This window comes from Devosia sp. FJ2-5-3 (assembly GCF_029201545.1).
Taxonomy (GTDB): Bacteria; Pseudomonadota; Alphaproteobacteria; order Rhizobiales; family Devosiaceae; genus Devosia.
Genome location: NZ_CP104007.1, coordinates 2077824 through 2099575, shown reverse-complemented (window position 1 = coordinate 2099575; position 21752 = coordinate 2077824). Strand labels below are relative to the sequence as shown.

The following is a 21752-nucleotide window of genomic DNA, read 5'->3' as shown; positions in this document are numbered from 1 at the left end:
TCCCCACCACCGACTGCGCCACTAAATCGCAATCAATCAGAATCTCCAAGACCGAATTCACTCGGTACAAGCGGAACGCGTGTCGGCGAGCGTGGACCGCCCGGAGAAAGCACCTCTTCCTGTCGTGCCGGGCAGTCCCGGCGCGTACAGAGGCGGCAGGTTGGCCCCACGGGAACGTCCACCCCCTGGTCGAGCAAATTGAGGCCTTGTGCGTAAACCGTGCGGTCTGCGTGCAGGACGTCGCAGGCCAACATCACCGATACGACATTATGCGGTTCGCGGAAGGAGGCCGGTCGCTGATGGAGCGATCGCGCCAGGAACAGATAGCGCGAACCGTCGGAAAACCGCACGACCTGGCGCAGCAGGGTCTCGGGCTGCCGAAACGCCCCATAAATCCCCCAGAGCGGGCAGGCGTGGCCCGTATTGGGCAGGAGCAAGCCGGGCAGCGGAAAATGCTTGGTCAGGCGCCCGGCAGGATCGGAGCGCAGGAAACCGAAGGGAATGCCCTCCTCTCCCGGCCGGCGCAGGGAGACGAGACGATGGGCAATCTGCTCGAAACTACCATTGAAGCGCTGGCGCAGGCGGTCGATATCGTAACCGCTCGCTACCGCTTCCCGGAGGAAATTCGAATAGGGAAAAACGATGGCGCCGGCGAGGTATGACCCCAGAGCCCTCGCCGCCAGCCGCCTAGCCCTGTCGCTGGAGAGCGAGGCCAGGTCGAGGGTCTGCCGCAGACTATCGGCGGCCGAGAGTTCCCCATATAGCCGCGCCAGCTGAAACTGACGCGTCGCCATGGTCGTGGCCCCCTGAAACCACATAATGCGCGCATCGGAACGATAGCGGTATTGTCCGGGAAAATCGGGGCTATCTGGGGGGCCACCGATGACAGTGGTGACGCCAAAGCCGTCCTCCAGCGCCGAAACGAGGGTTTCGATGCCAAACGGCCCCTGCGCATCCAGCGCCGCGCGAAGCTGCACCGCGGCGTCTTCCAATTGCGGAAAGTAGTTCTGCTGCTCGATGATCATGTCGTCGATTTCGCGCAGGGCCGAAACACTGCTCGCCGCCTGGCTCGAACTCTCGAACTGTCCGATGAGACTGCGCGCCACCTCGCTCAATGTGCGGGTTTCGCGGCCGATGGCGCCGAGAAACCGGCTGCGCTCGGCCTCGTCGAGATCCTGAACGTCTTCCAGAATTTCGGCACTCGAGCGGATGGCGGTGATGCCGGACAGAACCTGATGCAGAAGTTGGCCCAAGAGCGGGTCAGAGCGGAGGCGGTCGGCATAGGCGTCGGCATTGGTAACGGCCCCCATATAGGCGCGGTGCATCCGTGCCAGCGCCATGGCGCTCGCCGGATATTGCGCAACCAATTGCCGCCGCTCGTCGGGCTGAAAGGGCAACGACTCGACCGTGGGATCGGCATAGGCCTCCTCGAGGTCCTGAAGCAGCTTTTGCTCCGCCTCCCCCGTCAGGTCGCCGATCTCGATATCGAGGCATTGCGCGACGCGCTGGAGAAGCGTCCCCGCAATGTCCCTTTTATTGTTCTCGATCAGGTTCAGATAGCTGGGGGAAATGCCGACCTGTCGCGCCAGGGCCGCCTGGGAAATGCGCAGCGATTTCCGTCTGTTACTGATCCGAAAACCGATTGGCGCGCGCATTTCCACCCCCACCTTGTCAACGAATTTACGATCACGTCCAATTCACATAACAACTATTTACAGAATTACCCAATGATTACAACGGCATATTGCGCCCCTTTTCAAATGTGACGAAACTCAGGCTGCGGTGAGTGGCTGACAATGCATCAGCGGCCCCGCGCCATAAGGAGGAGCTTTATGACACTTTTGAAGCGCGGGCTGACGCGCCGCAGGGTATTGCAAACCGGCATGGCCGGCATCATCGGCACGGGCGTAGCGCCCATGGTGTTCACCAAGGGGGCATGGGCACAGGAGTTCTGCAACGACCCCACCGGCGACACCGTCACGATCGGGCTCAACCTGCCCCTGACCGGCGCCTATGCAGAAGAAGGCGCCGATGAGCAGAAGGCTTACGAGCTGGCCATCGCCCACCTCAATGGCGAAGGCGATGGCGGGCTGATCAACGTCCTCACCCCCACCGCCCTCAAGGGCAACGGCATTCTCGGCAAGAAGGTGGGCTATGTCTCGTCGGACAGCCAGACCAAGTCCGACGTGGCCCGCGCCGGCGCCACCCGCATGATCGAACGCGATGGCGCCATCATGATCACTGGCGGCTCGTCTTCTGGTGAAGCCATCGCTGTGCAGAGCCTCTGCCAGGAGATGGGAATCATCTTCATGGCCGGCCTCACGCACTCCAACGACACGACCGGCAAAGACAAACGCCGCTACGGCTTCCGCCACTTCTTCAACGCCTACCAGTCCGGTATCGCGCTGGGTCCCGTGCTTGGCGAGCAATATGGCAAGCAGCGCCGTGCCTATCACCTGACCGCCGACTACACCTGGGGCTGGACGCAGGAAGAATCGATCAAGGCCGCAACCGAAGCCCTCGGCTGGGAAACCGTCGCCGCGGTTCGCACCCCGCTCGGCTCCTCGGACTACTCCCAGTACCTCACGCCCATCCTGAATTCGGGCGCCGACGTGCTGATCCTCAACCACTATGGCCTCGACATGGTGAACTCCCTGCCCCAGGCAGTTCAGTTCGGCATGCGCGATCGCCAGGCCAACGGTCACAATTTCGAGATCGTCACGCCGCTGATCTCCGAGTTGATGGCCAAGGGCGCCGGCGAAGCCGTTCGTGGCGTCTTCGGCACCTCGAACTGGCACTGGAACCTGCAGGATCCGGGCTCCATCGCCTTCACCAAGTCCTTTGGTGCAGCCTATGGCTCCCCGCCGTCGCAGGCCGCTCACACGGCCTATGTCCAGATGCTCATGTACGCAGACGCCGTGGAACGCGCGGGCACCTTCTATCCGCCCGAAGTCATCAAGGCGCTGGAAGGCCACGAGTTCGACGGCATGGGCAATGGTCGGACGCTGTACCGCGCCGAAGACCATCAGTGCATGAAGTCGGTTCTGGTCGTGCAGGGCAATGAAGCCCCCACGAGCGAGTTCGACGTGCTCAACGTGTTTCAGGAAGTGGACCGCGAAACCGCGACCTACGACGCCTCGATCTTCGGCGGCGAGTTGGGCCCGGCAGAGCCGGCACCGCTCTGCGCCTAGTCTAGTCGATCAGGCACCCAAGCCGGGTCGCCACTGCCAATTCTGGCGGTGGCGACCTCCCGGCATCGGGTCACTGGTACAGCGACCTGTCGCTGAACGGAGCATGCAATGTTCGAAGTCATTTTTCTTCAATTCCTGAACGGGCTCGATAAAGGCGCTGCCTATGCGCTGATCGCCCTCGGACTGACCCTGGTGTTCGGCACCCTTGGCGTCGTCAATTTCGCCCACGGCGCGCTGTTCATGCTGGGAGCCTTCTGCGCCGTCACGGTGCGCATGTTCCTCACCATGGAAACGGTCACCATCGACCCCGAAAAGCTCTCGCCCTGGGGCCAGCCGCTCGAAGTGCGCGAGCCGCTGGTGCAAGCCTGGCTGGGGGATTTCGGCGCGGTCCTCGTCAATTACTCCGTCCCGGTGTCCATCCTGATCACGATTCCCGTCATGCTCCTGATCGGCATCGGGCTTGAGCGCGGGATCATCAAGCATTTCTACAAGCGCTCCCATGCCGAGCAGATCCTCGTGACCTTCGGCCTCGCCATCGTGGCCCAGGAAGTCATCAAGTCGATCTATGGCCCCAACCCCATCCCGCAGCCCATGCCGACCGATCTGCGCGGCGCGGCGGATATCGGTTCGTGGTTGGGCATGCAGGCCAATGTCATCACCTACCCGATCTGGCGCCTGGTCTATTTCCTCTTTGCCGGCGTGGTCATCGGTGGCGTCTTCGCCTTCCTCCAGTTCACCACTTTCGGCATGGTCGTGCGTGCGGGCATGGCAGACCGCGAAACCGTCGGCCTGCTCGGCATCAATATCGACCGGCGCTTCACCATCATGTTCGGCCTGGCCGCAGTCGTCGCCGGCATGGCGGGCGTGATGTACACGCCGCTCCTGCCACCCAATTATCATATCGGCATGGACTTCCTCGTCCTCAGCTTCGTGGTGGTGGTCGTAGGGGGCATGGGCTCGCTGCCGGGCGCTGTCGCCGCCGGCTTCATGCTCGGCATCCTCCAGTCCTTCGCCTCCATGAACCAGGTGAAGGCCGTCATCCCCGGCATCGACCAGATCATCATCTATCTCGTCGCCGTGATCATTCTTCTGGTTCGTCCCCGTGGCCTGTTCGGCCGGCGCGGCGTGATGGAGACCTGACATGACCAATTTCATGTCCCGCAACGACCTCCTGCTCCTTCTCGGCTTCGCAATCGTCGTCCTCGCGATGCCGATCTGGCTGGCCCCCATCGGCGCCGGCTACCCCGATCTGCTGCAACGCTTCATGATCTACGGGCTCTTCGCCGTCGGCTTCAACATCCTGTTCGGGCTCACCGGCTATCTCAGCTTCGGCCATGCCGCCTTCTTCGGCGTCGGGTCCTATACGGCGGTCTGGTCGTTCAAGCTGCTGACGCTCGATGCCATCCCTGCCCTCGTCTTCGCGGTGATCGTCTCCGGGCTCTTCGCCCTCGTCATCGGCTTCCTCAGCCTGCGCCGCACGGGGATCTATTTCTCCATCCTGACGCTCGCTTTCGCCCAGATGAGCTACAATCTGGCCTATTCGGTGCTGACGCCGATCACCAATGGCGAAACCGGGCTGCAGCTGACCCTAGGCGACCCGCGCTATGTCGACGCCGCGATCGGCCAGACTTTCGTGGGCCAGCCCGTGCCGACCCTCCTGGGACAGTCGCTCGGCGGCTATGCCGGGTTCTACTTCTGCGCCGGTTTCCTCATCCTGGGCTTCTTCTTTGCGCAGCGTATTGCCGGCTCGCCCTTCGGCATGATGCTCAAGGCGATCAAATCCAACCAGACGCGCATGCAGTTCACGGGCTTCAACACGCGCCCCTATGCCCTCTCGGCTTTTGTCATCTCGGGCATGTATGCGGGTCTCGCCGGCGCACTGCTCGCAGTGACCGACCCATTGGCCGGCGCGGAGCGGATGCAGTGGACGGCCTCGGGTGAAGTCGTGCTCATGACCATCCTTGGCGGTGTCGGCACCCTGATCGGCCCGGTCATCGGCGCCTGGGTGATCAAGTACTTCGAAAACATCCTCTCGGCACTCAACGACAACATCCTGGCCCGCTTCTTCAGCTTCCTGCCCGAAGGCCTCGATTCCTTCGTGGTCAAGGTGATCAGCAAGTTCGTCGGCGATGGCTGGAACCTCACGCTCGGCCTGGTCTTCGTGATCGTCGTGATCTTCCTGCCCGGCGGTATCATGGAAGGCGTACGGCGCATCGCCGCCGCGTTCCGGAGCCGGGGTTCCTCGCCCCGCACCGTTACCAAGCCTCAAGCCGCAGAGTAGGACCCCAGAATGGCAAACTCCAACGTAGTCCTGCACGTGGCGGACGTTCACAAGCGGTTCGGTGGCCTACATGCTCTCGCCGACATCGATCTCCAGGTCGAAGAAGGCAAGACCCACGCCATCATCGGGCCCAACGGCGCCGGTAAATCCACCCTGCTCAACGTGATCATCGGCAAGCTGCCGCCGTCCAGCGGCCAGGTCGTTTTCGATGGCACCATCCTGACGGGGCGCAAGCCCCATCAGATCAACCAGCTGGGCATTGCCCGCGTGTTCCAGACGCCGGAAATCTTCGCCGACCTGTCGGTGCTCCACAATGTGATGATCCCGGCCTTCGCCAAGCGCGACGGCGATTTCGGGCTCAATATGCTGAGGGCGCTCGACAGCGAGACAGCCATCCGCGAGGAAGCCCTGCACATGCTGGAGGATGTGGGGCTCGTCAATCGCCGCGACACACTCGCCGGCTCGCTCTCGCGCGGCGACAAGCGGCGGATGGAGCTGGCGATGTGCCTGATCCAGCATCCGCGCCTCTTGCTGCTGGACGAGCCAACGGCGGGCATGAGCCGCCACGACACCAATACCACCATCGAGTTGCTCAAGAAGATCAAGAGCCGCGGCATGACCAAGGTCATCATCGAGCACGACATGCATGTGGTGTTTTCGCTGGCCGACAAGATCTCGGTGCTGGCGCAGGGCCGGATCATTGCCGACGGCACGCCCGACCAGGTGCGTGGAAATCCCAAGGTGCAGGAAGCCTATCTCGGAGGAGCGCATTGATGAGCGCAGTTGCCATGCAATCAGACATCGCCACAGGCAGCCATGCTGCGGAAATCGAGACCACCCGCCCATTCTTTTCGATCAGGGATGTCCACGCCTATTACGGCGAAAGCTACATCGTCCAGGGCGTGTCCCTAGACGTGCGGCGGGGCGAAATTCTCGCCCTTCTGGGCCGCAACGGGGCTGGCAAGACCTCGACCCTGCGCACCATAGCGCGAACCGACAATCCACAACTTCGCCAGGGGGAAATCTGGCTCGACGGCAACCCCGTGCACGAGATGAAAAGTTTTGAGGCGGCGCGAGCCGGCATTCAGCTCGTGCCCGAGGACCGTCGGATCATTCAGGGCCTGACCGTCGAGGAGAACATCACCCTCGCCAAGGTTGCGCCCGGCAATGGCTGGAGCCTCGAGCAGATCTACGAGAGTTTTCCGCGCCTTGCCGAACGCCGCACGCAGGAGGGGGTAACGCTCTCGGGCGGCGAGCAGCAGATGCTGGCCATCGCCCGCGCCCTCGCCCGCGACATCAAGCTGCTGTTGCTGGACGAACCCTATGAGGGTCTGGCACCGGTGATCGTGCACGAAATCGAGCGCATCCTGCACTCGATCAAGCCGCTGGGCATTACCACCATCATCGTCGAACAGAATGCGGTGGCTGCCCTGAAGCTCGCCGATCGCGCTGTCATTCTCGACACGGGCGAAGTCGCGTTCAGCGGCACGGCAAAGGAAGTGCTCGATAACGCCGAGCTGCGCCAAGAATATCTCGCGATCTAGAGCGCCTGCTTTGCTGGCAACGCGCTAGCCCGGAAGGGCGTCGCAGCCTCCAAAGGGGGCACAGAGTTACCCTGGGCTCTTCGGGTTTAAAGGCATGTTGCCGATTTCACCCTCTCCCCACTCGAAGAGCTCAGGGTGAGTTTTCTACCGGCGGCACGGCAGCGATGGTGACGCCCTCGGCCTCAAGCGCGGCCCTGACCTCCCGCGCCAGGTCGACCGCACCCGGCGTGTCGCCATGCAGGCAGATCGAGCGCGCCTGCGATTTCAAGACAGTTCCGTCAATTGCCACGATCTCGCCGGCTCGCGCCAGCCGCAGGCAGCGCGCAATAACGGCATCGACATCCTCGATCACGGCCCCGGACTGGTTGCGCGGCACCAGCAGCCCCCCGGCGGTATAGGCGCGGTCGGCATAGGCCTCGCGGATGAGCGGGGCGCCCACGGCATTGGCCGCGCGCACCTGCTCGCTATTGTCGAGGGCGAGGACCGCGATTTTTGGGTCCATGGCCTGGATCGCGGCAAAGATCGCTACCGCGAAGGCGAGTTCTTCGGCTGTCTGGTTAGCCAAGGCGCCATGCAGTTTGACATAGGACAGCGGCACGCCGATTTCCTCGGCGATGTAGCGGACAAGAAAAATCTGGTCCCTCACCTGGGACAGCAATGTGTCGAGCGGCACGACCAGGCGAAAGCGTCCGAAGCGCGCGCGGTCCACATAGCCGGGATGGGCGCCAGCGCGGACGCCGCGCGCCTTGCATTTCCTGAGCACATGCCGGATCGTCGCCGCATCCCCCGCGTGACCGCCGCCTGCGATTGAGGCGCTGGAGACGATATCGAGCAGATCGTCGTCATTGCCCATCCCCTCACCCAGATCGGCATTGAGATCGATTGTCGTCATGGCGTTTGGCTCCGCAATATTCGGTGCGCGTGGTCGAGGCTGACGGGTGCGAACGAGATTTCGCGATTGGGCCTGATCTGGGCGAAACGATCAAGGTCGGCCGTGATGACCGTTCCAATTCGGGGATATCCGCCCGTCGGCTGGTGATCGCGCATGAGCACGATCGGCGTGCCGTCGCCAAGGATCTGGATGTCACCGGCAACGACCGGATCGGAAACCAGTGAAAGCACCCGCGCTGCGGAAAAAACGCCGCTCTCGTCGCCGAGACGCACGCCCATTCGGTCCATGGCCGTACTTGTCCTGAATTTGGCCGCGACGAAGGCCTGCCTCACCTCGGCGGAAAACAGTTCTGCATGCAGCCCCCAAAGGAAGCGGATCGGCCCCTCCTCGCGCGTCTCCATCTGCGGCGAGCGCGGCGCCGCACCCACACCGACAATTTCCAGCACATCGCCGGCCGCGAGGGTCCGTCCGGAGAGACCACCGAGGCGCGCACGCGTGCTGGTGGCGACGCTGCCGAGAACGGGGACGAGGTTCAATTTTCCGCCAAAGCGGAGATAGCCGTAATTGCCACCTGGCCCCGCCGAAATCTCCAGCCGATCGCCTGGGGCGAGGCGTGTGTAACCCGGCCAATCGAGGCGGCCGGCATTGAGATTCACTGAAAATTCCCCACCGTCCCAGGCGGCGAAAACTTCGCCCTCGACAAGGGTGAGGGCAAGGCCGGCCATGGTGAACTCGATGCCGGTCCCGTCAGTGGCGCCCGCCCATTGTCCTGCCCGGGCAAAACTGCGCCGATCCATCGGCCCCGATGCGCTGACCCCGTGCGAAAGCATGCCAAACCGACCAGAATCCTGAATGCTAACCAGTGGGCCCGCGCGCTCTATCCTCAACAGGGCCATCTAAATCGCCCTGAAGGTCAGGAGATCGCCGGCCCGCAATTGCGTCGGGGGATCGGTCAGGGGATCGAAATTGCGAAACGCGGTCCTGCCGATCACATGCCAGCCTGTGGGAATGTCGGTGGCCGCAATGGCGGTTTGCCCGGCGGCAAACAGGACGCTGCCGGCGGGCACCATCGGCCTGACACTCTGCCGGCGCGGGAGAACAAGGCCCTCGGGGTGAAAGCCGCAATAGACAAATCCCGGGGCAAATCCAGTCGTCAGAACGCGAAGGGGAAGCGCGTTGTGACGGGCGATGAAACCTGGTGCGTCGAGGCCCAATTCTGCCGCAACGGCTTCGAGATCAGGGCCGTCCGCGCCACCGAAACGCACTTCGATTATGTGGGTGTTCGGGCTATGGGCGCTCGGCCGCCCGGTCAGCCGCAGGCGAAGTTCGCCGCATATCCCGCCGAAATCGGATTGCATGGGATCGTATCGCAAAAACACCGAGACCAAGCTCGGCACGACCTCCTCGACACCGGCGGGAGGAGATTGCAACACGCTGTCCGCGAAGCCGATCGCGGCCCGGTTGGCCGCATCGTCGAGTTGCTCGCCAAAGCGAACCAGGATGCCGCTATCTCCCAGAGGCACGATCATCGGCCTGTCTGGGGCGATAAAAGCCATCCGAAATCCCGAACCTCTTCGCGCGCCGTAGCGGGCACGATTGACCCAGATCGGGCCTAACATCCACTCTTGCGGCGCCGCCTTTCGGCGGCACCGGCCTTTACCCTCAGATCAAGGCCCTAATTGGGTTCGCGACCCTCCTGCTCGACCACGGCATCGAACAGTTCCCGAACCTGGGACGCACCAAGGCTCTCGATTGCCACGGCAGCGATCGCCGCAAACAATTCTGCGATTTCCTGGGGATCGGTGATTTCGGCGTCGTCTTCGTCGGCGTCGGCGTTGATGAGAGTAAACACGATACGCGCCTCCATTGTGAGCCTACGGGCTCAGTGTGCGGCGATTCCCGTTACCGATTAAATAACGGAATGTGCCAAGTCGGGTCATGGCGCTGCTTGCCACGAATGGCAGCGCCCCTTATTCTTCGCCCGCTTCCAGCTTTTCGATATAAGCCTCAATATCTTCCAGCGTTGCCGAAAAGGGTTTAGGCTCATCCCCAAGGATGATCTTGAAACTTTTGTCATCGCGCAGGGCATGCCCACCGGGCTGACCCAAAACCTTGATTTTCTCGGCTGTCAGGATGGTCAGCCCGTAGCGGGCGGCGATCCTCTTGGCGCGTCGTATACGGGACGCGTCGAATTCCTTGCGGCTCATGGCACTCACCTGTCATCCGCCAAATTGTTGGGATGGCTGTAGCGAGCGTTTCACCGCAATGCAACTCCATGCGTGGACACTCGGCTGTTCTGACGCGCTCTGTCATCTGGGCTCTGGACAGGGAACCTGCGCCCGGCTAAACGGCTGGGCACGGGTAGATGGCAGAGTGGTTGATTGCTCCGGTCTTGAAAACCGGCGAAGGTGCAAGCCTTCCGGGGGTTCGAATCCCTCTCTACCCGCCACTCCACGCCATACCCCGAAAGAGCGACTGCCGAACAATACCGGCAGTGCCTTTGTCCTCAAGGGATGAGAACGACTGACCCCGTGGTCTGGCGGCCTTCGAGGGCGCGGTGGGCTTTGGCGGCATCTGCCAGGGCAAAGCTCTGTCCCGCGTCTATCTTGATGGCGCCGCTGCGGATCGCCGCGAACAGGGCATCGGCCCCCTCCAGCAGATCTTCTCGCCGCCCCAGATAATGCCCGCCGGTCGGACGCGTCACGAAAAGCGACCCTTTTTTCGAGAGCACGGTGAGATCTGGGATGGAGACAACCCCCGACGCATTGCCGAAGCTGACCAGAAGTCCGCGCGGACGCAGGCAATCGAGCGAGGCTTCAAACGTATCCTTGCCGACGCCGTCATAAACCACGTCGACGCCACGCCCCCCGGTGAGTTCGCGCACTTTCGGCGCAAAGGCCTCGGCGCGATAATCGATGCCGTGATCGCAGCCATGGGCAAGGGCGAGCGCCACCTTCTCCTGGCCGCCGGCAGTGCCGATGACAGTGGCGCCGAGCGACTTTGCCCATTGGGTGGCAATCAGGCCCGTGCCGCCGGCCGCGGCGTGCCACAGGATGGTTTCACCCTTCTGCACGGGCCAGGTCTTGAACAGGAGATAATAGGCCGTCAGGCCTTTCAGCATGACGGAGGCGGCCGTGCGATCGTCGATGTCATCCGGGATCGGCACGAGCCGGTCGGCGGCAACGAGCCGTTCCTCGGCATAAGCGCCGATCTGGCCCTGGTAGCAGACCCGCTGGCCGACGCTGAAGCCGGTCACATCGGGTCCGAGCCCGGTAACAATTCCCGCCCCTTCATTGCCAGCAACGAAGGGGAGATTGGTCGGGTAGAGGCCAGAGCGTTGATAGGTATCGATGAAATTGAGGCCAATGGCGGTGTGGCGGATACGCACCTGCCCAGGGCCCGGAGCGTCGACCGGCCACTCCTGGAATGTCAGGACCTCGGGGTCACCGGTTTGATTGACGACGACGGATTTATTCATCGAGGAGCCTTGGGCTTGCGCGGTGCGGATTTTGGGCGGGATTGGGCAAGGGGCCTGGTCCGGCGCGGTTCAGCGGCAAGCGGCGCTGCCGGAGCAGGCACTGGAGCGCGCCCCTTTCCGGTGACGGCTGCAAGCCCGGTGGCGGCCGAGACCGAGCCGGTATCGCCGGTAAAGGGCGTTACCTCATGCCTGCGGACGGCGCCGCCACTGCGCAGTTTGCGGTTCTTGGCGAAGATGTTGACGGCCTCGACCAGCACCGAGAAGGCCATTGCCGAATAGATATAGCCCTTGGGAATGTGGAAGCCCAAGCCATCGGCGACCAGCGTCACGCCGATGAGCAACAGGAAGGCCAGCGCCAGCATCTTGGTGGTCGGATGATCGGCCACGAACTTTGCAATCGGGCCGGAGGCGACGAACATCACGCCGACCGCAACCAGAACGGCGGCCACCATGACGGCCACCTGGTCCGCCGGGACCATGCCGACAGCAGTGATGATGGAGTCGATGGAAAACACCATGTCGATGACGACGATCTGGACGAGGATCGCCTGCAGCGTTGCCTGGGCGGCACCGGTAAGCGTTTCCTCGTGGGTATCCTCGATGGCGGCGTGCATTTCGTGCGTCGCCTTGTAGATCAGGAACCCGCCACCGGCGATCAGGATGATGTCTTTCCAGGAGAAATCCAGGCCGAAGGCGGAAAAGACCGGGTCCTGCAGCTGCACGATCCAGCTGATCAGGAACAGCAGGATGATGCGGAAGACCAGGGCCAGGCCGATGCCGAGCTTGCGGGCAAACTCGGCCTGCTCGCGCGGCAGGCGCGACACGAGAACCGAGATAAAGACGATATTGTCGATGCCCAGGACGATCTCCATGACCGTCAGGGTGGCAAAGGCGACCCACACATTGGGGTCGGCCAGCAGCTCTAGCATGATAGGCTCCGTGTCGGAAAACTCAGCTGACTTCAAGTCTAGTCATTGTTCATGACAATGGAGAAGCCCCCAGTTCGGCTCCGCAGGATTTTTCAACCGGCGCGAATGAGGGGAATCGCGAGATCTTTCCGGAACAGGTAGAGCAGCGTGCGCGCCGCCTCGCCCTCGTCACCCGAAAGGGCCGGATTGCGCTGCAAGAGCGCCTTGGCGTCGTCATGGGCAAATTCGAGCAGGTGCCGGTGCACGTCCGGGACGGCGAGGCGATATCCCGGCATGCCGGACTGGCGGGTGCCCAATATGTCACCCTGCCCGCGCAGCTCGAGATCGCGTTCGGCGATCACGAAGCCGTCCTCGGTCGATTTTATTGTTTCGAGGCGGGCCCGTGCCGTTTCGCTGAGCGGATCCTTGTAGAGCAGGAGACAGGCGGAACGCTGGGAACCGCGACCAACGCGGCCACGCAACTGGTGCAGCTGGGCGAGGCCGAAGCGCTCGGAATGCTCGATGATCATGATCGTGGCATTGGGCACGTCGACCCCAACCTCGATGACAGTTGTGGCCACCAGGAGCTTGATTTCATTGGCCTTAAACCGGTTCATCACCTCCTGCTTGGCGGCGGCGGACATGCGGCCATGGACCAGCGCGACCTGATCGCCGAACACTTTTTGCAGTTCGGCGAAGCGGTCCTCGGCGCTGACCACTTCCAGCGTTTCGCTTTCCTCGACCAGCGGACAGACCCAATAGGCCTGCGCGCCCTCGCCGAGCCGGGCGACGAGACGGCCGACGACACGGTCATAATCGTTGATCGACATCACGGCCGTGTCGATGGGTTGGCGGCCCTTGGGTTTCTCGCGCAGCACGCTGACGTCCATGTCGCCGAAATGGGTGAGGACCAGGGTCCGGGGGATCGGCGTGGCGGTCATGACCAGAAGGTCGGTGTGCCTCCCCTTTTCGGACAAGGCGAGGCGCTGATGGACGCCGAAGCGATGCTGTTCATCGACTACAGTCAGGCCCAAGTCCTTGAAATCAATATCGGACTGGAAGAGCGCATGGGTGCCGACGGCGATATGGATCGAGCCATCGGCAAGGCCGGCGAGGATTTTTCGGCGCTCGGCAGCGGGCATCTTGCCGGTCAGCAGCGCGCAGCCGAGCCCGGCAGCATCGCAGATCGGCTTGATGGTCCTAAAGTGTTGAGACGCCAGCAGTTCTGTCGGCGCCATCAGGGCAGATTGGGCACCCGACTCGGCCATTGCCGCCATGGCCATGAGCGCGACGACGGTCTTGCCGGAGCCGACATCGCCCTGCAAGAGGCGCGACATGCGCTCGGGCGCGGCGAGGTCGGCCATGATCTCGCCAAGGGCCGCATTCTGTCCCTCAGTGAGGGTAAAGGGTAACAGACTGCTAACCTTTGCGGTCACCTCGCCGGTGAAAATGCGAGACGTGCCGCGCACCGAGACCATGCTCGAGCGGACGAGCTGGAGGGTGATCTGGCCGGCGAGATATTCGTCATAGGCGAGGCGCTGGCGAGCCGGCGCGAAGATCTCGTCGTCGGCCGGATTTTCCGGCAGATGCACCATGCGCATGGACTGGGCAAAGCTCGGCCACTTTCGCTGGGCCACGGTTGAGCCGCCGATCCACTCGGGAAGTTCGGGGATGGTGTCGACGGCCTGGCGCACCAGTTTGGCCAGGGCTTTTGAACTCAGCCCGTTGGTCAGCGGATAGACCGGCTCGACCAGCGGCAGGCTGTCGAATTTTTCGACCTCGACGATATAGTCGGGGTGCGTGATCTGCTTTTCGCCGTTGAAGAAGTCGATTTTCCCCGAGACGAACCGCTCCTCGCCAACCGGCAGGGCCTTTTCGACCCATCCGCCCTGGGCGCGGAAAAAGACGAGGTTGATGTCGCCGGTTTCGTCATGGGCGAAGACGCGATGGGGCACATGCGGCTTGCCCTGCGGGGGCGGCTGGTGGCGGTCGATATGCAGTTTTAGCGTGACGATCTGGTTGAGATAGGCCTCGCCAATGCCGACCTGCCGGCGCCGGTCCACGACGCCGGAGGGCATATGCATGAGGATGTCGAGGACGATGGCTTCCTGGCCTTCTGGCGCACCGAAGAACCGCGTCAGCAGCGCGGCGAGCTTGTCGCCCACACCCTTGATGGTGTGCAGCGAGCGGAACAGGGGCTGGAGGGTTTCCGGACGCACGCTTGATTCTCCTTGCGCGAAGGGTGGCACAAAAGAACAGGAGAAGAACAGAGCGAGGAGATGGGGTGTGCACAGCTGGGTTTTGGCGACTGGGGGCCTCGGATGTGAGATCGTGGCTTCCCGGCACCCCACCCTCAATCCCTCCCCATCGAGGGGAGGGAAGCCTGGGCGATGGGTGGGGCGGCTTGGAAGCACAGCACTCTCAGTCGTCTCCCTCCCCCTTGTGGGGAGGGATCAAGGGTGGGGGTAGTTTTGGGCAAGATGGGTTCACCCCCTCCCCGCCTCCCCCTGTCAGGGGGAGGAGCAGGCCGGTGATTGGGAAAGGGCTGACAACCGCCGCCAACCCGCGTATGAGACATGTCCAAATCGGGAACAAACTTGGATCATGGGTGTCAGATGACGGCCGGTGAGGACATTGCTATTCGGCGCAAGCGCCTGCGCTATCGGGCCTGGCATCGCGGGACCAAGGAAATGGACCTGGTGCTCGGGCCGTATTGCGACGCCAATATCGAAGGGTTCGATGCGGCAACGCTCGACCGGCTCGAGGCGTTGATGAACGAAGAAGACCCGCCCCTGCTCAAGTGGATCATGCGCCAGGAAGACCCGCCCGAACATGTCGACCGCGCCTTTCTCGAGCTGGTGATCGCGGACCATCAGGCACGGATTTCCCAATGAACGACATGAGTACCCTGCCCCCGGTGCGCACGATTTCCAACGTGCCCGATGGCATGCAGCCGATGATGCTGGCCAAGCTCGTCGAGCAGCGCCTCAAGGATGCGCCCGACGACGCGGCGAGCATTGTCTTCGTCGCCCGCGATGGGCGGCGGCTGCAGCGCATGGCGGAGGTGCTCACGGCCATGCTGCCGGGCCACAATGTGGTGACGCTGCCGGCGTGGGACTGCCTGCCATACGACCGCGTCTCGCCCAATAACGTAACCATTGCCGCACGGATGAATACGCTGGCGGCGCTGACCTCGGGCGCCAAGGGCGCGATCGTGCTGACGGCAGTCAATGCGCTGATCCAGAAGCTGCCGCCGCGCGACGTGGTTGAGACCATGTCGTTTTCGGCCGCGGTCGGGCGCATCGTCGACAGCGAAAAGCTGATCGCCTGGGCGGCCAGGAATGGCTATCTGCGCGTGCCCACGGTCCGCGAGAGTGGCGAATATGCCGTGCGCGGCGGGTTGGTGGATCTCTATCCTGCCAGCGCGGAGGCGCCGCTGCGCTTCGACTTTTTCGGCAGCCAGCTCGAATCCATCCGCACCTTCGATCCCGACAGCCAGCGCACGACCGGCACGCTCAAGCGCGTCGACCTGACGCCGATGAGCGAATTGGTGCTGACGGAAGAAACCATCAAGCGGTTCCGGCAGAATTATACCGCGACCTTTGGCGGCAATACCGTCGACGACACGCTTTACGCCTCGGTGAGTGGTGGCTCGCGCTATTCAGGCACCGAGCATTGGCTGCCGTTCTTCTACGAAAGCATGGACCGGCTGGCCGATTATGTCGGCGACGCGCCATTCGTGTTCGACGATCAGGTGGCCGAGGCCTTTACCGACCGCGCCGCGCAGATCCGGGACTATTACGATGCGCGCGAGGCCGCGCGCCTCGCCCCGGCCGTGGCTGGTGGCGGCGCGCCCTATAAGCCGATCAAGCCCGAACTGCTCTACGACCTCGACATGCATCCGCATGCCCTGGCGGGAGCGTCGGTCATCCAGCTGTCGCCCTTCCTGTCGCCACAGACACAGCGCGGCGACGATGCCGGCGGGCATATTGCCCCCAGCTTTGCCGCAGAGCGGTTGGCCTCAGACGTCAATCTTTTCCAGTCGGTCGTCGATCGCCTTCTCGAGGAGCGCCGGAACGGACGTCGCGCCGTCATCGCCTGCTGGAGCACGGGCACGCGGGACCGCATGGCCCAGGTGCTCAGGGACCATGGGCTGACCAATCCGCGCATGGCGGAGAACTGGCGCGATGCGGAAACAACCAGCGCCAATACCACCTCGCTGGTGGTGCTGCCGCTCGAAACCGGCTTTGAAACCAAGGACCTGCTGGTCCTCTCCGAGCAGGATATTCTGGGCGAACGCATCCTGCGCCCGCAGCGCAAGAAGAAGGCGTCGGACGCACTGACCGAAGCCGCCTCGCTCTCGGCGGGCGACCTCGTGGTTCATGTCGATCACGGTATTGGCCGGTTCATCGGTCTGAAAGTGATCGAGGCGGGCGGCGCGCCGCATGAATGCGTCGAGCTCGAATATGGCGGCGACACCAAGCTCTATTTGCCGGTCGAGAACATTGAGCTTCTGACGCGCTATGGCGCCGACGACGGCAATGTCACGCTCGACAAGCTGGGCGGCGTCGCCTGGCAGGCCAAGAAGGGCAAGCTCAAGAAGCGCATCCGCGAAATGGCGGAGCAGCTCATCAAGCTGGCAGCCCAGCGCCTGCTCACCAAGGCCGATGTCGTCGAGATCAATCCCGGCGCCTATGACGAGTTCGCCGCCCGCTTCCCCTATGAGGAAACCGAAGACCAGCTCACAGCGATCGGCGCCGTGTTCGAGGATGTCACCTCCGGCAAGGTCATGGACCGGCTGGTGTGTGGCGACGTCGGCTTCGGCAAGACCGAAGTGGCGCTGCGCGCCGCCTTTGCGGTGGCCCTCAGCGGCAAGCAGGTGGCGGTGGTTGTGCCGACGACGCTTCTGGCGCGCCAGCACTTCAAGACCTTCTCCGAGCGCTTCCAGGGCCTGCCTGTGCGCGTGCGCCATGCCTCGCGCATGGTCAGCGCGGCCGAGCTCAAGGCCACCAAGGAGGGCCTCGCCGACGGCCAGGTCGATATCGTCGTGGGCACCCACGCCCTCCTCAGCAAGACCATCAAATTCCGCGATCTGGGCCTGCTCATCATCGACGAAGAGCAGCACTTTGGCGTGGGCCACAAGGAGCGCCTCAAGGAGCTCAAGGCCAATGTCCACGTGCTGACGCTGACGGCGACGCCGATCCCGCGCACGCTGCAATTGGCCCTGACCGGGGTTCGCGACCTGAGCCTGCTGGCAACGCCGCCGGTGGACCGCCTCGCCATCCGCACCTTCATCTCGCCCTTCGACCCCCTCTCGATCCGCGAGGCGCTGCTGCGCGAGAAATATCGCGGCGGGCAGAGTTTTTATGTCGTGCCACGCATCAAGGACCAGCCTGATATCGCCGAGTTCCTGCGCACCCAGGTGCCGGAAGTCAGCTATGTCATCGCCAATGGGCAAATGCCGCCGGGCGAACTCGACGACATCATGAATGCCTTCTATGACGGCAAGTTCGACGTGCTGCTGGCCACGACCATCGTGGAATCGGGCCTCGATATTCCCAACGCCAATACGTTGATCGTGCATCGGGCCGACAATTTCGGCCTGGCGCAGCTGTACCAGATCCGTGGCCGCATCGGCCGGGCCAAGCAGCGCGCCTATGCCCTGTTCACTGTGCCGGCCGACAAGAAGCTGACCGACACTGCGGAACGGCGCCTCGGCGTCTTGCAATCGCTCGAAAGCCTCGGCGCCGGCTTCCAGCTGGCCAGCCACGACCTCGATATTCGCGGCGCGGGCAATCTCCTCGGCGACGAGCAGTCTGGCCATATCCGCGAAATCGGCTATGAACTCTACCAGTCGATGCTGGAAGAGGCGGTGGCAGCGCTCAAGAGCGGTGAAGAGGAATACGAAGATCGCAACGAGTGGAGCCCGAATATCTCGCTGGGCATGCCGGTGATGATCCCGGAACACTATGTGCCCGACCTTACCCTGCGCATGCAGCTCTACCGCAAGCTGGGCGACCTCACCGAAATCCGCGACATCGATGCTGCCGGGGCCGAGCTTATCGACCGCTTCGGGCCGCTGCCCGAGGAGGTGGAAGCCCTGCTCAAGGTCATCCTCGTCAAATCGCTCTGCCGCCTCGCCAATGTCGAAAAGGTCGATGCGGGCCCCAAGGGCGCGGTGCTGACTTTGCGCAATAACGAGTTTCCCAATCCGGCAGGGCTGGTGCGTCTCGTTAGCGATCCAGCCAACCAGGTACGCATCAAACCCGATCAGAAACTCGTGTTCGTACGCAATTGGCCCACCCCCGAGCACCGCCTCAAGGGCGCGGCCGCCATATTGTCAAAGCTGGCGAAACTGGCGGAAAATGCGGCGTAAGACGGGCTTTATCGCGATCTCGCGTCATAATATTTTGGCAAGGGATATCGGTCATGTTATTGCCCGAATTGCGCCCTTGAAGGGCAGACAAGATTTTTGAGGTGGTGGACGCCACCCGGACCGCCAAGGAAGGCAAGGACTTTCAATGGAATTCAGGAAACCTCTCATGGCCGGTTTGACGGCGGTGGCATTGATGATGTCCCCGATGTCGACCTTCGCTCAGGATGCTACCCCGCCGGCGGAAGCGCCAGCCGCCGAGGCTCCCGCTGCCGAGGCTCCCGCGACCACCGCTGAAACGCCGGGTTCGGCCTCGCAGAACTGGCTCAAGGTTTGCGATCCCCTGCCCGATGGGCAGAAGGCCTGCATCATGCGCCAGGTGGTTCTGGCAAATGGTCAGTTCCTCGGCTCGTTCCTGCTCCGCGACGATCCGGGCCAGGAAAGCCGCCTGCTCGCCGTTGCCGCGGTGCCGCTCGGGGTGCTGCTGCCCTTCGGCCTGACCTGGCAGATCGACGGCTCCAAGCCGGTTCGCGTGCCCTACATGATCTGCGATCCCACCTCCTGCGCTACGCAGCTGGTGATCAACGAGCAGTATGTGAACTCGCTCAAGCGCGGCAACACGCTCAAGCTGACGGCCAAGAACCGCCAGAACGAAGACCTAACCATCGAGATTACCCTGTCCGGCTTCACCGCTGCCTATGACAGCGACACCTCGCTGACCTTTGAGCAGTTCCGCCAGGAAACCTCGGGCGAGAACGCCCTCGAACAGGTCCTGCAGGACCGCGCCGAAACGCTGCGCCAGCAGCTCAGCACCCAGGGCGGCGATGCAGCCCCGGCAGCCGGTACGGAAGCCCCCGCTGCGCAGTAAGCGCGCCGGACACTGAATTGGAAAAGGGCGTGGCAGAGGCCGCGCCCTTTTTTGTTTGGCCTCAGGAGCGCTTGCCCATGCCCAGGGCAAAGGCCTGGCGGCGGAGCGGCGGCAGAAGTTTGAGGGCCCAGAGCCCACCTGCGCGCAGCGCCTGGCTCGGCAGCATGTCGGCGAGGAGCGAGCGGAACAGCGCGTCGACCATGCCGCCCGTGCGCGCGAGATCGCCGCTGCGGCGATGGGCATAATCGGCGCTGACGGCTTCCGCCCAGTCGGGACGATCGCGGCTGGTGGCGGCGAGTGCGGCGACGAGATCGGCCACGTCGCGGAGGCCGAGATTGAGCCCCTGGGCGCCGATGGGGGGGAAGGCATGGGCGGATTCGCCCACCAGAACGGTGCCGTCGCGACCGGCCTCAGCGACACTCAGCACGCTGAGGGGGAAGATGAATCTCGGCGAGGCGAGCTTGATGGTGCCAAAAAGGCCTTGGGAGCGCTGACGAAAGGCCGCGAGGAGGGTTTCCTCGCCACCGGCCTGGGCAGCACGCAAACTGGCCTCCTCGTCGATCCAGACGAGATTGGCGCGCGTGCCACCGGCCGGGACTAGGGTGAAGGGGCCGTGGGGATAGTGGAACTCGATAGAGGTGCCACCGATGGAGCGCCCGAGTTCGAGATCGCAGACCAGCGCCGATTCGGTAAACTGGTGTTCCCGTGTGGCGATATTGGCAGCGGTGCGGATCAGGGACTTCTTGCCATCGGCGCCGACGACGAGTGGGGCGGCAAGCTCGGTGCCATCGGAGAGGGTGACGACGCCCAAGCCATTGTCGCGGCGGTACGCGGTGACGGCTTCATTGCGCGTGCGCAGGCCGGTCGCGGGGGCCGCGGCCTGGAACTGCTCGAGGAGGCGCGCATTGGCAAAATTCCAGCCAAAGGCGGGCATGCCCGCCTCGGCAGCGTCGAAAAGGGTTTCGGGCGCCCGGATGAGACGCGGTGTGGCATCGATGATGCGGATCGCCGTGAGCGCATGGCCAAGGCTTTGCGCAGATGGGATCAGGCCGGCATCCAGCAGGAAATCGACGCTGGGCATCATTAGCGCCGATGTGCGCCTGTCCGGCGGCGCGACAGGCGCCAGATGGAGGGTGTCATATCCCGCGCGCCCGAGACTCACTGCGGCGGCAAGCCCCGCAAGCCCGCCACCCACGACGATGATGTCCGCATCCCTGTTTGTCATTGTGCATCCGCCTGACGTTTCAAATGCCCGCTGGGAACAATCCGACTGCCGGCAAAGGTTCCAACGAGCAAGGCGATGAGAAAGAGCCAAAGCCCATCGGGCGGAAAGGCGAGAAGAGCAATGGCCGGGCCCGGGCAGATGCCCGACATGCCCCAACCCAGCCCGAACAGCGCCGCGCCACCGAGCAGCCGCTTATCGATACGCCGATATTCCGGCTCGTGGAACTCCGTGTCAAAGAGCGGCGCGGCCCGGCGGCGACCGAGGCGCACCGCGACGAACATGACCACGATCGCCGGGACGATGACGAAGGCCAGGCTCGGATCCCAGCCGCCCGAGGGAATGGCGGTAAAGTCGAGGAAGCGCAGGACCTTGAGGGGATCGACCATCTGCGAGACATAGAGCCCCGCGCCGAACAGGAGGCCGCTGACTGCGGCGACGGCCAATTGAGGAGCGTGTGTCCTGGCCATCAGACGATCCCCGTGACGGTAACGGTGAGGATGGCGACGCTGAAAAAGACAGCGACAGCGGCAAGCGAGCGGCGCGACAGCCGGGCCAGCCCGCAAACGCCATGCCCGGACGTGCAGCCGTTTCCGATTTTTGTGCCAAAGCCGATCAAGAGGCCCGATAGGGCGATCCAGACCGGAGCCGGAATTCCCCATTGCGTCGGTGGGACCGCCAGAGCCGTGGGCTCCGCCCCGCCAACACCCAAAGCCGGAAAGAGCTGCGCGCTGCCCCAGGCCCCGACAACCAACGCGATGAGGAACACGATCCGCCAGGCGACGGTCTGCGCCGGCGGCAGCAATTGGCCGAAGATTCCGGAGATGCCGGCAATCCGCCCATTGCCCAACCAGAGCACGGCGCAGGCAAGGCCGATCAGCGATCCGCCGATGGCGGCGGTCAGGGGAGTGAAGCTTTCCATGAATCTTTCCAAGACGAGGGACGCGACGCAAGCCTAGCACCGGCGCTCGAGCCGATACCAGCAGCCGGGCGAG

At 63.4% G+C, this 21752-nt stretch carries 20 protein-coding genes and 1 tRNA gene; 9 read left to right on the top strand and 12 right to left on the bottom strand.

Features of this window, described 5'->3' with window-relative positions; genetic code table 11:
• Window positions 1-32 precede the first annotated feature (32 nt).
• A complete protein-coding gene (locus N0P34_RS10220; RefSeq protein WP_275603145.1) occupies window positions 33-1655 on the bottom strand; it encodes a helix-turn-helix domain-containing protein in 1623 nt (540 codons plus the stop codon).
• 177 nt (window positions 1656-1832) lie between these two features.
• Here N0P34_RS10220 and N0P34_RS10215 point away from each other — a divergent pair, with 177 nt between their 5' ends.
• The 5 genes from N0P34_RS10215 to N0P34_RS10195 all read left to right on the top strand — a co-directional run bounded on the left by N0P34_RS10215 (window position 1833) and on the right by N0P34_RS10195 (window position 7016).
• Complete coding sequence (locus N0P34_RS10215; protein ID WP_275606908.1) at window positions 1833-3191, top strand: substrate-binding protein; 1359 nt, start codon at window positions 1833-1835, stop codon at window positions 3189-3191.
• A gap of 108 nt (window positions 3192-3299) precedes the next feature.
• Window positions 3300-4331, top strand: a complete 1032-nt coding sequence (locus N0P34_RS10210) for a branched-chain amino acid ABC transporter permease (RefSeq protein ID WP_275606907.1) — start codon at window positions 3300-3302, stop codon at window positions 4329-4331.
• A 1-nt stretch (window position 4332) separates the two neighbouring features.
• Window positions 4333-5472: a branched-chain amino acid ABC transporter permease gene (locus tag N0P34_RS10205; RefSeq protein ID WP_275606906.1), complete on the top strand. Its 1140-nt coding sequence runs from the start codon at window positions 4333-4335 to the stop codon at window positions 5470-5472.
• A gap of 9 nt (window positions 5473-5481) precedes the next feature.
• Window positions 5482-6246 carry an ABC transporter ATP-binding protein gene (locus N0P34_RS10200; RefSeq protein WP_275606905.1) on the top strand — a complete coding sequence of 255 codons (765 nt, stop codon included), beginning with the start codon at window positions 5482-5484 and terminating at the stop codon, window positions 6244-6246.
• Between the two features lie 14 nt (window positions 6247-6260).
• Window positions 6261-7016 (top strand): ABC transporter ATP-binding protein, encoded by a 756-nt coding sequence (locus N0P34_RS10195; protein WP_275606956.1) that lies wholly within the window; start codon window positions 6261-6263, stop codon window positions 7014-7016.
• A 130-nt stretch (window positions 7017-7146) separates the two neighbouring features.
• Here N0P34_RS10195 and N0P34_RS10190 read toward each other — a convergent pair whose 3' ends face one another.
• The 5 genes from N0P34_RS10190 to N0P34_RS10170 form a co-directional block, all read right to left on the bottom strand.
• Window positions 7147-7908 carry a 5-oxoprolinase subunit PxpA gene (locus tag N0P34_RS10190; RefSeq protein WP_275606904.1) on the bottom strand — a complete coding sequence of 254 codons (762 nt, stop codon included), beginning with the start codon at window positions 7906-7908 and terminating at the stop codon, window positions 7147-7149.
• Window positions 7905-8738 (bottom strand): biotin-dependent carboxyltransferase family protein, encoded by an 834-nt coding sequence (locus N0P34_RS10185; RefSeq protein ID WP_275606903.1) that lies wholly within the window; start codon window positions 8736-8738, stop codon window positions 7905-7907. Before N0P34_RS10185 ends, N0P34_RS10190 begins: the two co-directional genes overlap by 4 nt.
• 66 nt (window positions 8739-8804) lie before the next feature.
• On the bottom strand, window positions 8805-9464 hold the full coding sequence (locus N0P34_RS10180; RefSeq protein ID WP_275606902.1) for an allophanate hydrolase subunit 1: 660 nt from the start codon (window positions 9462-9464) through the stop codon (window positions 8805-8807).
• A 119-nt stretch (window positions 9465-9583) separates the two neighbouring features.
• Complete coding sequence (locus N0P34_RS10175) at window positions 9584-9760, bottom strand: hypothetical protein (RefSeq protein WP_275606901.1); 177 nt, start codon at window positions 9758-9760, stop codon at window positions 9584-9586.
• 118 nt (window positions 9761-9878) lie between these two features.
• Window positions 9879-10115 (bottom strand): hypothetical protein, encoded by a 237-nt coding sequence (locus N0P34_RS10170; RefSeq protein ID WP_275606900.1) that lies wholly within the window; start codon window positions 10113-10115, stop codon window positions 9879-9881.
• A 152-nt stretch (window positions 10116-10267) separates the two neighbouring features.
• Here N0P34_RS10170 and N0P34_RS10165 point away from each other — a divergent pair.
• Window positions 10268-10357 (top strand) — tRNA-Ser (locus N0P34_RS10165).
• A 57-nt stretch (window positions 10358-10414) separates the two neighbouring features.
• Here N0P34_RS10165 and N0P34_RS10160 read toward each other — a convergent pair.
• From N0P34_RS10160 to recG, 3 genes are all read right to left on the bottom strand, one after another.
• Window positions 10415-11386 carry a quinone oxidoreductase gene (locus tag N0P34_RS10160; RefSeq protein ID WP_275606899.1) on the bottom strand — a complete coding sequence of 324 codons (972 nt, stop codon included), beginning with the start codon at window positions 11384-11386 and terminating at the stop codon, window positions 10415-10417.
• The gene (locus N0P34_RS10155; RefSeq protein ID WP_345774461.1) at window positions 11383-12315 is read right to left on the bottom strand and encodes a TerC family protein; all 933 of its coding nucleotides are present in this window, start codon (window positions 12313-12315) and stop codon (window positions 11383-11385) included. The genes N0P34_RS10160 and N0P34_RS10155 overlap by 4 nt, the downstream gene beginning before the upstream one ends.
• Before the next feature lie 92 nt (window positions 12316-12407).
• A complete protein-coding gene (recG, locus tag N0P34_RS10150) occupies window positions 12408-14513 on the bottom strand; it encodes an ATP-dependent DNA helicase RecG (protein WP_275606898.1) in 2106 nt (701 codons plus the stop codon).
• A gap of 396 nt (window positions 14514-14909) precedes the next feature.
• Between recG and N0P34_RS10145 the strand changes: the two genes are divergently transcribed.
• The 3 genes from N0P34_RS10145 (at window position 14910) to N0P34_RS10135 (ending at window position 19535) form a co-directional block, all read left to right on the top strand.
• Entirely contained in the window at window positions 14910-15188 is a 279-nt protein-coding gene (locus N0P34_RS10145; protein WP_275606897.1) for a succinate dehydrogenase assembly factor 2, read from the top strand.
• Window positions 15185-18670 carry a transcription-repair coupling factor gene (gene mfd, locus N0P34_RS10140; protein WP_275606896.1) on the top strand — a complete coding sequence of 1162 codons (3486 nt, stop codon included), beginning with the start codon at window positions 15185-15187 and terminating at the stop codon, window positions 18668-18670. The genes N0P34_RS10145 and mfd overlap by 4 nt, the downstream gene beginning before the upstream one ends.
• Window positions 18671-18836: 166 nt before the next feature.
• Entirely contained in the window at window positions 18837-19535 is a 699-nt protein-coding gene (locus N0P34_RS10135; protein WP_275606895.1) for an invasion associated locus B family protein, read from the top strand.
• Between the two features lie 61 nt (window positions 19536-19596).
• Here N0P34_RS10135 and N0P34_RS10130 read toward each other — a convergent pair whose 3' ends face one another.
• Genes N0P34_RS10130 through N0P34_RS10120 form a run of 3 tightly spaced genes read right to left on the bottom strand, consistent with a single transcriptional unit; the run spans window position 19597 to window position 21679 of the window.
• Window positions 19597-20760 (bottom strand): FAD-dependent monooxygenase, encoded by a 1164-nt coding sequence (locus N0P34_RS10130; RefSeq protein WP_275606894.1) that lies wholly within the window; start codon window positions 20758-20760, stop codon window positions 19597-19599.
• A complete protein-coding gene (locus N0P34_RS10125; RefSeq protein ID WP_275606893.1) occupies window positions 20757-21227 on the bottom strand; it encodes a DUF6691 family protein in 471 nt (156 codons plus the stop codon). Before N0P34_RS10125 ends, N0P34_RS10130 begins: the two co-directional genes overlap by 4 nt.
• Window positions 21227-21679, bottom strand: coding sequence for a YeeE/YedE family protein (locus N0P34_RS10120; protein WP_275606892.1), 453 nt, complete (start codon window positions 21677-21679; stop codon window positions 21227-21229). The genes N0P34_RS10125 and N0P34_RS10120 overlap by 1 nt, the downstream gene beginning before the upstream one ends.
• Window positions 21680-21752: the final 73 nt, after the last annotated feature.